The organism is Comamonadaceae bacterium M7527, from assembly GCA_021044545.1.
Taxonomy (GTDB): domain Bacteria; phylum Pseudomonadota; class Gammaproteobacteria; order Burkholderiales; family Burkholderiaceae_C; genus RS62.
The window spans coordinates 828676-844463 of record CP087990.1; the positions used below are offsets into that span (position 1 = coordinate 828676).

General features: G+C 56.5%; 13 protein-coding genes and 1 tRNA gene. 4 read left to right on the plus strand and 10 right to left on the minus strand.

Annotation, left to right across the window (positions count from 1 at the left end; all coding sequences use genetic code 11):
- Nucleotides 1-22 precede the first annotated feature (22 nt).
- The 3 genes from pyrH to rpsB form a co-directional block, all read right to left on the minus strand.
- Entirely contained in the window at nt 23-733 is a 711-nt protein-coding gene (pyrH, locus tag LN050_03935) for a UMP kinase (GenBank protein UFS56994.1), read from the minus strand.
- A gap of 118 nt (nt 734-851) precedes the next feature.
- Nucleotides 852-1736 (minus strand): translation elongation factor Ts, encoded by an 885-nt coding sequence (tsf, locus tag LN050_03940; GenBank protein UFS56995.1) that lies wholly within the window; start codon nt 1734-1736, stop codon nt 852-854.
- A 98-nt stretch (nt 1737-1834) separates the two neighbouring features.
- Nucleotides 1835-2590 (minus strand): 30S ribosomal protein S2, encoded by a 756-nt coding sequence (gene rpsB / locus LN050_03945; GenBank protein ID UFS56996.1) that lies wholly within the window; start codon nt 2588-2590, stop codon nt 1835-1837.
- A gap of 195 nt (nt 2591-2785) precedes the next feature.
- On the opposite strand from rpsB, the gene LN050_03950 reads away from it, so the two are divergent.
- Nucleotides 2786-4108 (plus strand): amidase, encoded by a 1323-nt coding sequence (locus tag LN050_03950; GenBank protein UFS56997.1) that lies wholly within the window; start codon nt 2786-2788, stop codon nt 4106-4108.
- On the opposite strand, the gene LN050_03955 is transcribed toward LN050_03950, so the two are convergent.
- Nucleotides 4105-4656: a YggT family protein gene (locus LN050_03955; protein UFS56998.1), complete on the minus strand. Its 552-nt coding sequence runs from the start codon at nt 4654-4656 to the stop codon at nt 4105-4107. The genes LN050_03950 and LN050_03955 overlap by 4 nt on opposite strands.
- 61 nt (nt 4657-4717) lie before the next feature.
- The gene (gene rnr / locus LN050_03960; protein ID UFS56999.1) at nt 4718-7009 is read right to left on the minus strand and encodes a ribonuclease R; all 2292 of its coding nucleotides are present in this window, start codon (nt 7007-7009) and stop codon (nt 4718-4720) included.
- Between the two features lie 44 nt (nt 7010-7053).
- Here rnr and LN050_03965 point away from each other — a divergent pair.
- Nucleotides 7054-7138, plus strand: a tRNA-Leu gene (locus LN050_03965).
- 200 nt (nt 7139-7338) lie between these two features.
- Here LN050_03965 and rimO read toward each other — a convergent pair.
- From rimO to asd, 3 genes are all read right to left on the minus strand, one after another.
- Nucleotides 7339-8739 carry a 30S ribosomal protein S12 methylthiotransferase RimO gene (rimO, locus tag LN050_03970; GenBank protein UFS57000.1) on the minus strand — a complete coding sequence of 467 codons (1401 nt, stop codon included), beginning with the start codon at nt 8737-8739 and terminating at the stop codon, nt 7339-7341.
- Nucleotides 8740-8759: 20 nt separating this feature from the next.
- On the minus strand, nt 8760-9251 hold the full coding sequence (gene phaR, locus LN050_03975) for a polyhydroxyalkanoate synthesis repressor PhaR (GenBank protein UFS57308.1): 492 nt from the start codon (nt 9249-9251) through the stop codon (nt 8760-8762).
- A gap of 177 nt (nt 9252-9428) precedes the next feature.
- Entirely contained in the window at nt 9429-10301 is an 873-nt protein-coding gene (gene asd / locus LN050_03980) for an archaetidylserine decarboxylase (GenBank protein UFS57001.1), read from the minus strand.
- A gap of 84 nt (nt 10302-10385) precedes the next feature.
- Between asd and LN050_03985 the strand changes: the two genes are divergently transcribed.
- On the plus strand, nt 10386-12050 hold the full coding sequence (locus tag LN050_03985; GenBank protein ID UFS57002.1) for an aminotransferase class III-fold pyridoxal phosphate-dependent enzyme: 1665 nt from the start codon (nt 10386-10388) through the stop codon (nt 12048-12050).
- A 90-nt stretch (nt 12051-12140) separates the two neighbouring features.
- On the opposite strand, the gene LN050_03990 is transcribed toward LN050_03985, so the two are convergent.
- Nucleotides 12141-12752, minus strand: a complete 612-nt coding sequence (locus LN050_03990) for a hypothetical protein (protein UFS57003.1) — start codon at nt 12750-12752, stop codon at nt 12141-12143.
- A 228-nt stretch (nt 12753-12980) separates the two neighbouring features.
- On the opposite strand from LN050_03990, the gene LN050_03995 reads away from it, so the two are divergent.
- On the plus strand, nt 12981-14234 hold the full coding sequence (locus LN050_03995; protein UFS57004.1) for a glycosyltransferase family 1 protein: 1254 nt from the start codon (nt 12981-12983) through the stop codon (nt 14232-14234).
- 69 nt (nt 14235-14303) lie between these two features.
- Here LN050_03995 and LN050_04000 read toward each other — a convergent pair whose 3' ends face one another.
- A complete protein-coding gene (locus tag LN050_04000) occupies nt 14304-15740 on the minus strand; it encodes a UDP-glucose/GDP-mannose dehydrogenase family protein (GenBank protein UFS57005.1) in 1437 nt (478 codons plus the stop codon).
- Nucleotides 15741-15788: the final 48 nt, after the last annotated feature.

A 15788-nucleotide genomic window follows, 5' to 3' on the forward strand; every position in this document is an offset into this window, starting at 1 on the left:
TCTCCTAGATGTTTTAAAGCGCTTAAACGTGCACCAGTGTGCCTTCGTCTTCGCCGCTCACAACGCGCTTGAGCGCACCGTCTTTCAAAATACTGAATACTTTAATCGGTAAGTTTTGGTCGCGGCACAGCGCAAATGCAGTGGCGTCCATCACTTGCAGGTTTTTGGCCATGGCCTCGTCAAAACTGACGGTTGCATAGCGCGTTGCGCTGGGGTCTTTGGCAGGGTCTGCGGTGTACACGCCGTCTACTTTGGTGGCTTTCAGCACCATTTCTGCGCCGATTTCCGCACCGCGCAATGCCGCAGCTGTATCGGTTGTGAAGAACGGATTGCCGGTTCCCGCACCAAAAATAACCACCTTGCCCTCTTCGAGGTATTGCAGCGCTTTGGGGCGTACGTAGGGCTCAACCACTTGCTCAATGCTGATAGCCGACATCACACGTGCCACCACACCAGCCTTGTCCAAGGTGTCAGACAACGCCAAGGCATTCATGACCGTGGCCAACATGCCCATGTAATCGGCTGTGGCGCGGTCCATACCCACAGAGCCACCCGCCACACCACGGAAGATATTGCCCCCGCCAATGACTATGGCCACTTGCACACCCATTCGGGTGACTTCGGCCACTTCGGCAGCCATGCGGCGGATGGTGTCCTGGTTGATGCCAAACGCATCGTCACCCATCAAAGCCTCACCCGACAATTTCAACAAGATGCGCTTGTAAGCTGCCATGGTTTTGTCCTTTGACTGGTTTGCGTTGTACACAATTAAAAACCCGCATTTACCAAACCGCTTGGCAAACCCGGGGGTGCGGGTTGCACACGGCAACCCACAAGGTGGCGCTTACAACTTAAGCGCCAGCCTTTGCAGCAGCAACTTGTGCGGCCACTTCGGCTGCAAAGTCGTCTACCTTTTTCTCTATGCCTTCGCCCACGATGTACATGGTGAATGCGCTGACAGTCGTACCAGCCTCTTTCAACATGGCCGCAATGGTCTGCTTGTCGTTTTTCACGAAAGGCTGGTCCATCAAGCTCACCTCTTTGAGGTACTTGGCAACAGCGCCTTCTATCATTTTGGTGGCAATCTCGGCAGGCTTGCCAGACTCTGTCGCCTTGATTTCGGCAACTGAGCGCTCTTTGGCAATCAGGTCAGCAGGCACGTCGGCAGATGTCAATGACACAGGCTTCATCGCGGCAATGTGCATCGCCACGTCACGGGCTGCTTCTTCGCTGCCTGTGTACTCAACCAACACACCAATGCGACCACCGTGCACGTAGCTGGTGACATTGCCTTCGGCGCGCTTGATACGACGGAAAGACATGTTTTCGCCGATTTTGCCGATCAGGCCTTTGCGAGCGTCTTCCAGCGTGGGGCCAAAACCGTCGATGGTGTAAGGCAATGCGCCCAAGGCTTCAACGTCGGCAGGGTTGTGCTTGGCGACCAGCTCGGCGGCCCCGTTGCACAAGGCCAGGAAGCTGTCGTTTTTGGTCACGAAGTCTGTTTCGCAGTTCACTTCGATCATGGCACCGGCGCCACCTTCGATGAAGCAGGCAACAACGCCTTCAGCCGTCACGCGGCTGGCCGCTTTGCCGGCCTTGTTGCCCAGTTTGACACGCAAAATTTCTTCTGCACGCTCCATGTTGCCTTCAGCTTCTGTCAAAGCCTTTTTGCATTCCATCATGGGGGCGTCTGTTTTGGCGCGCAATTCGCCAACCATTGCAGCAGTAATAGCCATTTGTTTTCTCCAGTCATGGGGCCTGTACAAAGGCCACCCGTCAATACGTTAGTTACAAAAAAGGGGCACAAAGCCCCTTTCAATCAAGTCAAGGGCGATTAGGCCTTGGCCTCGTCCTGCACTTCGACAAACTCGTCTTCACCCTTGGTGGCAGCGGCTTTTTGCGCTTGGGTGTTGGCGTTTGCGCGGCCATCAATGATGGCGTCAGCCATGGCCTTGGCGTACAAAGCAACAGCCTTGGAAGAGTCATCGTTACCGGGAATCACGTAGTCGATGCCTTCTGGTGAGTGGTTGGAGTCAACCACGCCAACCAATGGAATACCAAGCTTGCGCGCCTCGGAAATAGCAATCTTGTGGTAGCCCACGTCGATCACAAAGATGGCGTCTGGCAATGCAGCCATATCCTGGATGCCACCGATATCGCGCTCGAGCTTTTCCATCTCGCGAGAGAATGTGAGCTGCTCTTTTTTGCTCATGTGATCCAGGCCACCCTCTTGCTGGGTCTGCATTTCTTTGAGGCGCTTGATAGATGTCTTGACCGTTTTGAAGTTGGTCAACATGCCACCCAACCAACGCTGGGTCACGAACGGCACGCCAGCGCGCTCGGCTTGCTCCATCACGATGTCACGTGACTGGCGCTTGGTGCCCACCATCAAAATGTTGCCGCCATTGGCTGCCAACTGGCGCGCAAACTTCAAAGCCTCTTCCATTTTTGGAAGTGACTTTTCCAGGTTGATGATGTGAATTTTGTTGCGATGGCCAAAAATGTATTGGGCCATTTTGGGGTTCCAGAAGCGGGTTTGGTGGCCAAAGTGCACACCGGCTTCCAGCATTTCACGCATAGTGACTGACATGGTATTTTCCTAAAAAGGTTGGGTCTTAAAGCTCGCCTTAATCTGAACAACACAATCAGTCCCTGTTAATGAGCCGATTGACGCTGCGCAGACACCTGTTTGAGCGAGTTTGCGATTAAGCTGTACTGCGGGTCACCCCATAACTCAGGGCACCAGTAGCAAAGCCATTCGATTATAGCCATATTTCAAGCACCTATGACGACAACAGCCAGCACCAGCATGCGCGAGCACCCTGCCTTTGCCCACCTAGAGGCCGCACTGGCAAAAGCCGCAAGCCCCGCAGCAGCGCACGCCATGCTGCGGGTCGATGCAGACGATGCCCGCTTGGCACTGATGCACCACGCTACACAGCACCAGCGGCCCACACCTGCGCTGTTTGGCTGGACCTTGAGCGTGAAAGACTTGTTTGACGTTGCCGGCCAGGTCACTGGGGCGGGCTCAAGCACAAGAGCCCATTTGCCGCCTGCCCAGCAAGACGCACCCGCCGTTGCCAGACTAAAAGCAGCCGGGGCTGTGGTGGTGGGACGCACCAATATGACTGAATTTGCCTTTTCAGGCGTAGGCGTGAACCCGCACTTTGGCACACCCACCAACCCAGCTGACACCACAACGCCCCGCATACCCGGCGGCTCGTCCAGTGGCGCGGCGGTGTCTGTGGGTCTGGGCATTGCCGACATTGGCTTGGGTTCAGACACCGGTGGGTCACTGCGTATACCTGCGGCCTTGTGCGGCCTGGTGGGCTTTAAAGGCAGCGCTGGCCTGGTGCCCCTGACAGGTGCGTACCCGCTGTCGACCAGCCTGGACACGACAGGCGCCATTACTCAAACCGTAGACCAAGCCATTGCTGTGCACCAAGTGCTCAGTGACCAGAGCGTGGCGCACTGGGCCAAGCCGCTGAACCACCTGCGCCTTGGCATTTGCAGCAGCCATATGCAAGACGGTTTGGACGCCACGGTGCAAACGGCCTGGCAGCGCAGCCTCAACGCATTGCGCAGCGCCGGTGTAACCCTCATCAACATTGACAGCGACTGCTTCAGCGAGATCGCTCACATTCAAAGCCAGCACCCGCTGGCCTCCATTGAGGCTTACGGCTTGCACCGCGAATGGCTGGCCACTCACCAGGCGCAATACGACCCGCGCGTAGTCAAGCGCATAGCGCTTGGCCAAACCGCCACTGCAGCCGACTACATCGTGATGCAGCAGCGCCGGGCTTCCCTTGTTGCCAGCGTACAACCCATGCTGCAAAGTGTTGACGCCATGATGGGCCCCACAGTGCCAATAACGGCGCCAGCCATTGCCGATGTAGCGCCCGGGGCGCAGCATGATGAGATGTTTTTTAAAGTGAACGCGCAGTTGCTGCGCAACCCATCCGTTGTGAATTTTTTAGACGGCTGCGCCATCAGCGTGCCATGCCACAAGGGCGACGAGCTACCTGTGGGCCTGATGCTGTGGCAACGCCGGGGCCAAGATGGGCAGGTGCTTGGTATTGCCAAGCAACTGGTCGAGGCCGTTATTTAGGCCACAAAGCCCAGCAGCACCTGCAACACCAGCATCAACAACAGCGCCGACAAGTCCACACCGCCAATGCGCGGGATGGCCCGCTGAAATGGCGACAACACCGGCTCAAGCAAGCGGGACAACACGCCGTAGGCCGGCGACTGCGGCTGCACCCAGGACAACACAGCGTACATCAACAGCAGGTAAAACAAGCCTTGCAACACCACACGCAACAGCATTTTGAATGCCGCCACGGGTACAGCGGCCAGCATCACGGCACCCGATATATCGCCGCTGGCGGTGGACAAGGCCGCTGCCGTCCACAAGCCACCGTAGGCAAACGCCATGATTAGTGCGGCCAACAAACAGGCGCCGTCCCAACGCCCCAGTGACATGCCGCGCGGCAACATGCGACGCAGCGGCTGTACCAGCCAGTCTGTCACCGCCACCACAAAACGCCCTGGCTGCACGACCATGGTCATGCTGCTGGCAATCATCCACGCGCGCAGCAAACACGCGCCAATCAATACAAAAGCCAGCAAATCAATAACAAAGAACAAGGCGTGCACAAAGCGTCTCCGAATGGTTGTTGCGTTGTATTTTTACACGAGCGGCGCCGACTACGCCCGCCTAGCCTCTGCGCGCTTTTTTGCTGGGTGCTTTGCTGGGTACGGGCTTGCTGCCTTTGCTGGCACGTTTGCCTCGCACCGCTTTGGCTGACTTGCTGGGCTGTGTGACCTTGCCTGCGCCGGGCTTGGCCACACCAGAGGCGCTCGCGCTTGGGGCTGCGGCGGTATCGACCCGGCTGCTTGCGCCTTGCCCATCCCGGCCACCGCGTGCCCCACGCTTACCCTTTGACCGGCTGTCATCACGCGCACCCGCCTCAAAGCCGCGACCAGGCTCGCCTTCAGGTCTGACCAACCTAAAGTCTATGCGTCTGCCATCCAAGTCCACGCGACTGACCTGAATGTTCACTACCGTGCCCAAGGCGTAGCGTATGCCCGTGCGTTCACCACGCAACTCTTGGCGCATGTCGTCAAAGCGAAAGAAGTCACCACCCAGCTCAGTCATGTGCACCAGGCCTTCAACGTACATGGCATCCAGCGTCACAAACAAGCCAAAGCTGGTCACTGCGCTGACTTGGCCTGTGAACTCCTCGCCCAAGTGCTCACGCATGTACTTGCACTTAAGCCACGCCTCCACGTCGCGGCTGGCCTCATCGGCGCGGCGTTCGTTGGCGCTGCAATGCAGGCCCACCATCTCCCACGCCAGGTTTTGGCCTGTCAAGGGCTTTTTGGGCTTGTCCGGTGCTGCACCCGGCGGCTTTTTGCGCGCGGGCGGTACCTTCATGGTGAGCAAGCTGTCGGGCAGCTGGTATTTCTTCTCGGTCAACACCGCCTTGATCACGCGATGCACCATCAAGTCTGGGTAGCGCCTGATTGGGCTAGTGAAGTGGGTGTAGGCCTCAAACGCCAAGCCAAAGTGGCCACTATTGATAGGCGTGTAAATGGCTTGCTGCATTGAGCGCAGCAGCATGGTGTGAATTTGTTTGGCTTCAGGCCTGTCCTTGGTCGCTTGGGCAATGGCTTGGTAGTCACCGGGCTTGGGGTTGTCACCCAGGGTTTGTGTCACCCCCATGGCCTTCAGGTAATTACGCAGTATTTCCAGCTTGTTGGCGGGTGGGCCTTCGTGCACGCGGAAAATACCGGCGTGCTTGCTCTGTGCAATGAACTCTGCCGCACAGACGTTGGCGGCCAACATGGCCTCCTCAATGACCTTGTGCGCATCATTGCGTGTGCGCGGCACAATGCGCTCAATGCGGCCTGTGTCGTCGGCAATAATCTGTGTCTCAACGGTTTCAAAGTCAACCGCTCCACGCTTTTGTCTGGCTTGCAGCAAGCCTCTGTACACATCATGCAGGTTGAGTAAATGCGGCACCAAATCGCCGCGCTGCAAGGCTTCGTGGCTGCGCGTGTTTTGCAAAATGGTAGCCACTTCGGTGTAAGTGAATCGTGCATGGCTGAACATCACCGCGGGGTAAAACTGGTAGGCGTGCACATCACCGCTGGCCGTAATCAGCATGTCACACACCATGCATAAACGCTCAACCTCGGGGTTGAGTGAACACAAGCCGTTAGACAATTTTTCGGGCAGCATGGGTATGACGCGGCGCGGGAAATACACACTGGTAGCGCGCTCAAACGCATCCACGTCAATGCCGTTGCCAGGCTGCACGTAGTGGCTCACATCGGCAATAGCCACCAACAAGCGCCAACCCTTGCCCCGACCAACTTTGGCCGGCTCGCAGTACACCGCATCGTCAAAGTCGCGTGCGTCTTCACCGTCTATGGTGACCAATGGCACATCGGTTAGATCTACACGGCCTTTTTTGTCAGCCGGGCGCACCTTGTCCGGCAGGCCTTTGGCAAGCTTTAAGCACTCATCCGAGAACTCATGCGGAACACTGTACTTGCGCACAGCTATTTCTATTTCCATGCCAGGGTCGTCTATCTCGCCCAGCACTTCCTTGATGCGCCCAACAGGTTGGCCGTATAGCGCTGGCGGCTCGGTCAGCTCAACCACCACCACCTGCCCTACCTGGGCTGCGCCAATGGCGTTTTTGCTCACCAACACGTCTTGGCCATAGCGCTTGTCCTCGGGCGCCACCAAATAAATGCCGGCTTCATTGAGCAAACGCCCAATGATGGGGTCTTTGGATCGCTCAATAATTTCAGCAACACGGCCCTCAGGCCTGCCGCGCCTGTCTGTGCGGGCAATGCGAACGCGCACCCTGTCTTTGTGCAGCACAGCGCGCATTTCGTTGGCAGGCAGATAGATGTCACCCTGCGCGCCATCGCACACCACAAAGCCGTGTCCATCACGGTGGCCGCTGACCACGCCCTCTATTTCGTCGTTGTTCATATTTTTTGATTTACTGCGTGATATACTCACGTCTTTCCTGAGATGCCCAGGTGGCGGAATTGGTAGACGCACTAGTTTCAGGTACTAGCGCTGCGAGGCGTGGAGGTTCGAGTCCTCTCTTGGGCACCAAAGTTGGTAAGCGAAAGCTTAACAAACAAACAAAAAAGCCACTGGTTTGAAGCAAACCAGTGGCTTTTTTCATGGGGTCTTCAGCGCCGCGGCGCTGCAACCGGTCATTCAACAGGCCAAGCCGCACCCAGGGTGCGCTTGGGCTACATGGTGTGCGTGCTATGGCTGGTGAGTAAACGTTGATCAACACAAATGCCAGCTTACACCACTTGTGCTGCCAAGTCGTGACCATTGGCCGCCACTATGGTTGCCTTCACCAAATCACCCACTTTGTAGGTTTTGCTGGCCTTTTCAACGGGGAGCAAGTTGATGACGCCGTCCACTTCAGGTGCTTCAGCATAGCTGCGGCCAACGCCGCCTTTTTTACCAAGGCTCAACGCCTTGTCTACCAGCACTTGGACGGTTTGGCCAACGCGCGCTTCCTGGCGCTGGCGTGACACGTCTTCCGCTACCGCCATAAAGCGGGCTTGGCGCTGGGCCCTCACCTCATCAGGCAATGCACCGTCTAGTTCGTTGGCTTTGGCCCCGGTGACGGGTGAATAAGCAAAACAGCCCGCGCGGTCAATTTTGGCTTCGCGTACAAAGTCCAGCAAGTGCTCAAACTCCTGCTCGGTCTCGCCGGGGAAGCCTGCAATAAAAGTGCTGCGCACTATCAACTGCGGGCACTGTTCGCGCCACGCTTGAATACGCTCCAAATTTCGCTCGCCGCTGGCTGGTCGCTTCATGCGCTTAAGCACATCGGGGTGGCTGTGCTGCAGCGGCACGTCCAAATAAGGCAGGCACAGGCCTTCGTTCATCAACGGTATGACCTCGTCCACGTGTGGATAGGGGTAGACGTAGTGCAGGCGCACCCAGGCACCAAAAGGCTTGGCAATTTCGCCCAGCTCGCGCACCAAGTCAAACATGCGCGTTTTCACAGGTTTGCCGTCAAAAAAGCCAGTGCGGTACTTGGTGTCCACGCCATAGGCAGAGGTGTCCTGGCTCACCACCAACAACTCTTTAACGCCGCCTTCAAACAGCTTTTTGGCCTCGGTCAGTACATCACCAATGGGGCGGCTCACCAAGTCACCGCGCATGGACGGGATGATGCAAAACGTGCAGCGGTGGTTGCAGCCTTCGCTGATTTTGAGGTAAGCGTAATGGCGCGGCGTGAGTTTGATACCCACACCCTCAATCGAGTTAACAGCCCGCTGCGGTATCAGGTCGGTAAACGGGTCGTGCGGCTTGGGCAAGTGTTTGTGCACCGCGTCCATCACTTCTTGCGTGGCATGCGGGCCTGTCACAGCCAGCACCGACGGGTGGAGCTGCTGTACCAAGTTGTCGCCGTCATCACTTGTTTTGGCACCCAGGCACCCCGTCACAATGACCTTGCCGTTAGCGGCCAAGGCCTCGCCAATGGTGTCCAGGCTTTCTTTAACCGCGTCGTCAATAAAGCCACAGGTGTTCACAATCACCAAGTCTGCGCCCTCAAACGTCTTCGCAGTTTGATAGCCCTCTGCACTCAATTGCGTGAGTATCAGTTCTGAGTCAGTGAGCGCTTTGGGACAACCCAAACTGGCAAAGCCTACTTTGGGTGATGTGTTGGTTGGTGCGTCAATCATGTTGCTTTTGGTTGTTTGGTTTAGCGCTTAAGGCCCATGGCCGCCCACATTTGCTCGCCCTGCTTTTGCATTTGCTCTTGCATGGTTTTGAGCGCAGTTTGGGTTTGCTCTGTGTAGTTGGTCATCAAGTCCTGCATGCTGGCGGGTGCGCCGCCGCCCAGCATTTGCTGCCAAGCTTCAGGCGACAACGCTTGGGACTGACCCTGCATACGCTGCTGCAAATCGGTGAACATCTGCATATTTTTTTCAAGGTAGCCGCCCACAAAACCCTGCATAGCGTGACCATAAAACCGAATGAGGTTGGCCAGCACGGCCTCGGAGAACATGGGCACGCCGCCGCTTTCTTCTTCCAAAATAATTTGCAGCAAAATGCTGCGCGTCAAGTCTTCGTTGGTTTTGGCGTCGCGCACGGCGAAGACCTCGCCGCTCATCACAAACTCACGCACTTGCGACAAGGTGATGTAGGCCGAGCTTTGGGTGTCGTACAAACGGCGGTTGGGGTATTTCTTGATAACCCGTGCGGCTACCTCAGCCTGTGCTGTGGCAGCCCCAGATGTGGCTTTTTTAGTTGTTTTTTTGGCAGCTGGCACGGTAGACCTTCTAGAAAAGCTTGGGCACTTGCCCCATTGTGGGGTAACCCGCTATTGTAAGAAGTCTGACAGGCCTTGCAATGACCCACCTGCCAAGGGCTATGTGGGGCTAACGAGTGCCAAAGCCTGACCAGCCTTGACGTGCTGCCCGGTTTCAATACCGGGCGCCAGGCTCACAGCATCTGGCAGCAACACGATGATGGTGGAGCCGTGCTCAAACCACCCCATTTCCTGGCCTTTTTCAAGCGTTGCCGTACATGGAATGTGGTTGGGGCCCTTGTAACGCAAGTGCAGCAAGACGTTGGCAAAATGCAGGCGAATACTGGCTACCAGCACCGCCGCTACCGGCACCAAAGCCATATCCAGCCCGCTGTCACGCAACCTGCAATGCACAACCGCCCGCTCGTTTTTACAAAACAGTCGCTCAACGCGCTTGAGCGCAATGGGATTCACGTTCCAGGTATCACCGCTGATGTAGTCCACACCCGTTACCTGCATAGATGCTGGTGCGTGAAAGCGGTGGTACATCGCCGACGTCAAACGCAAGGTGATATAGCGCCCACCAGCAAAGCGCTGCGCTGTGTCGTCACTACCGACAAGGTCGCGCAACTCATATGAAAAGCCCTTGGCCTGCAACACTGTGGTGTCATCAATGCGCCCACACGCGCCCACAATGCCGTCGCTGGGTGAGCACAACACATTGGCACGCGCATCTGCAGGCCTTGCGCCGTCAACCAACTCGCGTGTAAAGCATGCGTGCATGCTGCTGAACTGCTGCTGTTTGGATTCACTCAAGTCAAGCTGGGTAAAACGGCTCCACACCCAAATAAGCAGTCGTGCCAACGCAGGACTTTCGATGTGGCTGAGCCAACCTACGGCACGCGTCGCAGTCATGCGCGGTATGCGGTTGGTCAATAAAAAATTGAGGTCTTCGTTGAGAAGAAGGCGCGTTCGCCAAGAAGGTGTGGACATGTGGAGCACTACAAAGGAGGCGTTTCATCAAATTGTCAAACGCTGGGCCTAGAGTCTGTGACACATAAATGAAAGGTTTGTGACATGTCTATCGCACTCGCAACCGGTGCTGCAGTGGTACTCGCAGCGGCTCCATCCATCAAACAGCGCTTGGAGCTGTCTGCAGCCAAGGCCATGTCGCTAAGCGGCCATGTCAAGATGGCGCGCAAGTTGGGACGCTTGGTGCCCAGCTATGGCATTGACGGCGATGCGCTTTTTAACGCAGACGGTGCGCCAGCTGCCGTGGCACGCCAGCGCCAGCAAGGCTTTGCGGTATTGGCTGAGCACTTGCAGGCCAAAGCACCTTTATCAATTGCCGCCACGACCAGGGCGCGCAACACCCTGTCAGACTTGCAGCTCACGGGCCGCAACCGCGTGCCCTTTCAGTTTCGGCTGTCGGCCATGCAACACCTGAAAACCGGCAGTTTTTGGGCCGGTGTTGACGGCAATGAGCTGATTGACCTCGACGGCAATCGCCTGTTAGATGTCACAGGCTCTTACGGCGTCAATGTGCTGGGCAGCGAGTTCTACAAGGTCAACATGGCACAGTCCGCCACCATGGCAGCCCCCTTGGGTGCCACGCTGGGTGGCTATCAGCCGCAGATACTGGAAACACTGCAGTGGCTGCAAGACATCTCGGGTATGGACGAGGTCTCCTTTCACATGTCTGGCACGGAAGCTGTGATGCAGGCGGTGCGCTTGGCGCGTTTTCACACAGGCAAAGCAAAGTTGGTAAGGTTCGCTGGCGCTTACAACGGGTGGTGGGATGACGCGCAGCCTGGACCCGGCAACCCCACAGCCGTGCACAACACGTACACGCTCAAAGACATGTCACAGCGCACCTTGCAAGTACTGTCCACCCGCCGAGACATTGCCTGCGTGGTCATCAATCCGGTGCAGGCACTGCACCCCAACAAGAATGCGCCCGGCGACTCCACGCTCATAGACGGCAGCCGACAGGCGCGCTACGACCGTGCGGCCTATACAAAGTGGCTACAAGACCTGCGTGCCGTATGCACACGGCGCGGCATTGTCATGATCATGGACGAGGTGTTTGTTGGCTTTAGGCTGGCGCTGGGTGGTGCACAAAGCTACTTCAACGTGCAAGCAGACTTGGTGTGTTACGGCAAGACCTTGGGCGGCGGCTACCCAGTCGGCGTGGTCTGCGGCAAAAAAGCCTATATGCGGCGCTACAAAGACGACAAGCCTGGGGATATCTGTTTTGCACGCGGCACCTTCAATGCCCACCCTCACGTGATGGCAGCCATGCACCGCTTTTTAAGTCACGTGCAACAACCAGAGGTAGCACAAACATACGCTCAACTCGATGCCACCTGGGACAAGCGGTGCGCAGACTTCAACGCCGCCATGCAATCGGCCAAGGTGCCCATTAAAGCCACCAACATGAGCACCATTTGGACCATTGACTACACCATACCCAGCCGCTACCACTGGCTCATGCAGTACTACCTGCGCGACCAAGGTTTGGCGTTGAGCTGGATAGGCACTGGCCGGCTCATTTTCAACCTGAGTTTTACAGACCAACAAATGCAGCGCGTTACAGACGCGTTTTTAGCCGCTGGCGCACGCATGCAACAAGACGGTTGGTGGTGGACACATGCCGACCTAACCCCCAAAGCCATTCGCAAGCGCGTCATGCGAGAGATGCTGCATGCCAAATGGCCACGCCTGTTTCAAGCTGTTGTGTAACTGCAGACCCAGAGCACTACAAAGGGGTTTCACTGCCCCACAAAAAAGCCGCCGTCATAAAGACGGCGGCTTTCATTTGAAGAGACTGACTTACGCTGGGCGGTGGTGACCAATCGTGGGGTCTATCAACTGGCCTCGCATCAGATAAAACGGGGACTTGTGGTACAGCCCTACATCATGGAATGGGTCGGTGAGGATTTTGGCGACCCACACCAAACCGGTTGGCACGTCACGGATAAAGAACAAGTGACACATGCGAAACAACAAGCCGCCTACACCTACCACCAACCAGATGCTGCCCAAGTTCAACATCCAAGCCTGCCAGTTTTGCGGTGCATCGAATAAACCGAACAAGCTGGGCGACAAATACAAGGCAACCGGTGATGCAGCCCAAATCGCCATCAGTATCACTTTGCGGCGCAAGTTGTAACCCACTTTGATATCTTCTTTGTGTTCGTGAGTGGCTTGATTGACTTCGTCATAGCCCTTGGGCTCAAAGAAAAAATGACCGGCTTGACGTGATGTCATGGACACCAACCACGCCAGCAATGCAGCAACCGCTGGGTTGCTGAACAGCAACACGTAGGAAGCCAAAAAACTCATGGCGCTAACCAGATGCAACGATTGATTGATGCGGCTGTGGTGGTAATAGCGGTGATCGTCCCATCGCTGCACACGCAAATCGTCGATAAATGTTTTCATTTGCTCAATACCTCTTCTGGCTCTGCATAGTCGTTGATACAAGCAAAGCAGCCACCACATGGCTACCTGCTAGGCCCTGAGCGCGTGCGCCAATGTAGCGCTGGCCACTGCTTCAGTGCCGCCATCTTGTCGCTGTTATGTGAAACCTCTGTGACAACGTCGGTTTGTCATAAATAATATGCAGCAGCTGTCACAAGCTCGTCATGTTGCACTGCAACCATTGCCAACATGAACCATGACCAAGACCCTGCCGTACTGTTGGAGTCATTTCCAGCGGTGTCCCGTTCATTGCGCCTGGCGTTGGTGACAGAGACCTACCCACCAGAGGTCAACGGTGTAGCCATCACCTTGCACCGTTTGGTGCATGGCTTGCGCGCCAACAACCACCACATTCAACTGGTGCGCCCACGACAAACAGTGGACACAGAGGCCGCCATTCAAGACGGCTTTGCGCCATTGCTGACCAAGGGGTTTCCCATTCCCAAATATCCGCACTTGCGTTTGGGCGCGCCTGCTAGAAAATTGCTAATGGCCAACTGGCAAGTCAATCGGCCTGATCTGGTTCACATAGCAACCGAAGGGCCATTGGGCTGGTCTGCACTCAAAGTGGCGCGCAAGCTCAAGCTGCCCGTGACCAGTGACTTTCGAACCAACTTTGACACCTACAGCCGCCACTACGGCATGGCTTGGCTCAAAAAGCCCATTGGTGCGTATTTGCGACGCTTTCACAACCTGTGCGATGCCACCATGGTGCCCACCGCCAAGTTGCGCGACGAACTCAGCCAACGCGACTTTGAGCGCCTGCAAGTGGTCGCTCGCGGCGTAGACACTACGCTGTTCAACCCCAGCAAACGCAGCGCTGAGCTTCGCCAATCGTGGGGGGTACGGGGCAATCAACCCGTGGCGCTGTCTGTTGGGCGCTTGGCCACAGAAAAGAACTTGCCGCTATTGGTACAGGCGGCACACGCCATGCGCAACGCCAACCCCGATGTCTCGTTGGTCGTGGTTGGAGACGGCCCGGCAAGGCAAGGCTTTCAGCAGCAGTGTCCGTTTGCCATCATGGCGGGCTTTCAAACGGGCGAGGCCCTGGCACAACACTACGCCAGCGCAGACGTATTTTTATTTCCGAGCTTGAGCGAGACCTTTGGCAACGTTACGCTGGAGGCTGCTGCAAGCGGCCTGGCAATCAGCGCATTTGATTACGCCGCCGCCAGCGAACTCATCGTCCACCAAGACAATGGCTTGGTGGCCGCTATCGACAAGCCGCAAGACTTTATAACAAACGCTGTGGAACTGGCCACCAATACAGCCCTGCGACACAAGCTGCGCAGCAACGCCAACGCCAGCACGCAGCGCATGGCTTGGGACGCCATTGTGAATCAGGTGCAAGACACATGGCTAGAGCTACTGCGCACCTCACACACAGGCCCCAGCCAGCGCATTGGAACCCACACCGACTACGGCACAGCACCGCAGGTGTAACCCTCCGTCACGCTGAGCAAGTGCCCGCCCAAGCCATCGCGCCAAGCGTTGGCTTGGGTTCTCTGTGCATCAAGCCGCCGATATGTTGACAGCGGATCCTGGCAAACTTGTTGTTGAGCCACCAGCAGCTTGGGCCAGTGCATTGCGCCTGCCAACACCTTGGTATACCAGGCCCGCTTGCTGCATACGCTCAGGCGCAAAGATGTTGCGGCCATCAATCACCACGGGTTGGCGCAACAAAGCTTTGATGCGGTCCAGACTCACCATTTGAAACTCCTCCCACTCTGTCATCACGACCAAGGCATGAGCGCCATGCAAGGCATCCAGCGCACTGTCCACAAATGAGATGCCAGGGTGGATTTCTGCTGCCACGCCCATGTCTGCTTGCAACACGCGCTTGGCTTCATTCATGGCAACAGGATCGTATAAGCGCACCCGCGCACCCTTTTCCAGCAACGCTTTAATCACCACTCGGCTGGGCGCTTCACGCATGTCATTGGTATTGGGCTTGAATGCCAAACCCCACATCGCCAAGGTAACACCGCGCAAATCATCTGCAACCAATCGACGAATGTGTGGCAACAGCACTGATTTTTGGGCATTGTTCACACGCTCTGTGGCTTCAACAATGTGCATGTCGAGGCCTCGCAGCTTGGCAGAATGGGCCAGTGCGTGTGTATCTTTTGGAAAGCAGCTGCCGCCGTAACCGGTTCCTGCTTTCAAAAAGCTGGGGCCTATGCGCTTATCGCTGCCTATGCCACGTCGAATGGCGTCAATATCCGCATTCACATGGCCAGCCAGCGCGGCCATTTCGTTCATAAAGGAAATACGTGTGGCCAACATGGCATTGGCGGCGTACTTGGTGAGCTCTGCGCTGGCCGTGTCCATCCACATGATCTGCTCCGGGCGCTTGACCAGGGGTTTATAGATGTCGCCCATCAAGGCCTTGGCTCGCAAGCCAGCCTCGTTCGCTGACACACCAATGACCACACGGTCAGGGTGTAAAAAGTCGTCAATCGCATCGCCTTCGCGCAAAAACTCAGGGTTTGAGACCACAGCAGCGTGTACGTTGTGATCCACTTGTCGCTCACACAACACGCCTGCAATGGTTTGCTCCACCAACTGCGCAGCACCTACTGGCACGGTTGACTTGTTGACCACCACTTTGGAGCTGGTCATAACGCGTGCAATGTCTGTGGCCGCTTGCAGCACGTGGCGCATATCTGCCGAGCCATCTTCCATGGGTGGTGTTCCCACAGCAATGAAGACAACTTGCGCGTGCTCCACGGCACGCTGCAAAGAAGCCGTGAATTGCAAGCGGTGAGCCGCTGCGTTGTGCTGAACCATGACATCCAGGCCTGGCTCATGTATGGGCACAGAGCCCGCTTGCAGCAATGTAATGCGCCCCAAATCCTGGTCCACGACCATCACATCATGCCCAACTTCAGCCAGGCAAACAGCAGTCACCAAGCCAACGTAACCCGCACCTATCACCGCAATTTTCATGAAAGCACTCCAAGTAGTTGTGCCGCAATGGTGGTAACCCAACATGAA

What these genes read in the sequence shown, in the direction of transcription:
- rimO (UFS57000.1), bottom strand. Translation starts at nt 8,739, where the DNA reads ATGATTGACGCACCAACCAACACATCACCCAAAGTAGGCTTTGCCAGT.
- LN050_03990 (UFS57003.1), bottom strand. Translation starts at nt 12,752, where the DNA reads ATGAAAACATTTATCGACGATTTGCGTGTGCAGCGATGGGACGATCAC.
- LN050_03995 (UFS57004.1), top strand. Translation starts at nt 12,981, where the DNA reads ATGAACCATGACCAAGACCCTGCCGTACTGTTGGAGTCATTTCCAGCG.
- rnr (UFS56999.1), bottom strand. Translation starts at nt 7,009, where the DNA reads ATGAACAACGACGAAATAGAGGGCGTGGTCAGCGGCCACCGTGATGGA.
- tsf (UFS56995.1), bottom strand. Translation starts at nt 1,736, where the DNA reads ATGGCTATTACTGCTGCAATGGTTGGCGAATTGCGCGCCAAAACAGAC.
- asd (UFS57001.1), bottom strand. Translation starts at nt 10,301, where the DNA reads ATGTCCACACCTTCTTGGCGAACGCGCCTTCTTCTCAACGAAGACCTC.
- LN050_03985 (UFS57002.1), top strand. Translation starts at nt 10,386, where the DNA reads ATGTCTATCGCACTCGCAACCGGTGCTGCAGTGGTACTCGCAGCGGCT.
- pyrH (UFS56994.1), bottom strand. Translation starts at nt 733, where the DNA reads ATGGCAGCTTACAAGCGCATCTTGTTGAAATTGTCGGGTGAGGCTTTG.
- LN050_03950 (UFS56997.1), top strand. Translation starts at nt 2,786, where the DNA reads ATGACGACAACAGCCAGCACCAGCATGCGCGAGCACCCTGCCTTTGCC.
- rpsB (UFS56996.1), bottom strand. Translation starts at nt 2,590, where the DNA reads ATGTCAGTCACTATGCGTGAAATGCTGGAAGCCGGTGTGCACTTTGGC.
- LN050_04000 (UFS57005.1), bottom strand. Translation starts at nt 15,740, where the DNA reads ATGAAAATTGCGGTGATAGGTGCGGGTTACGTTGGCTTGGTGACTGCT.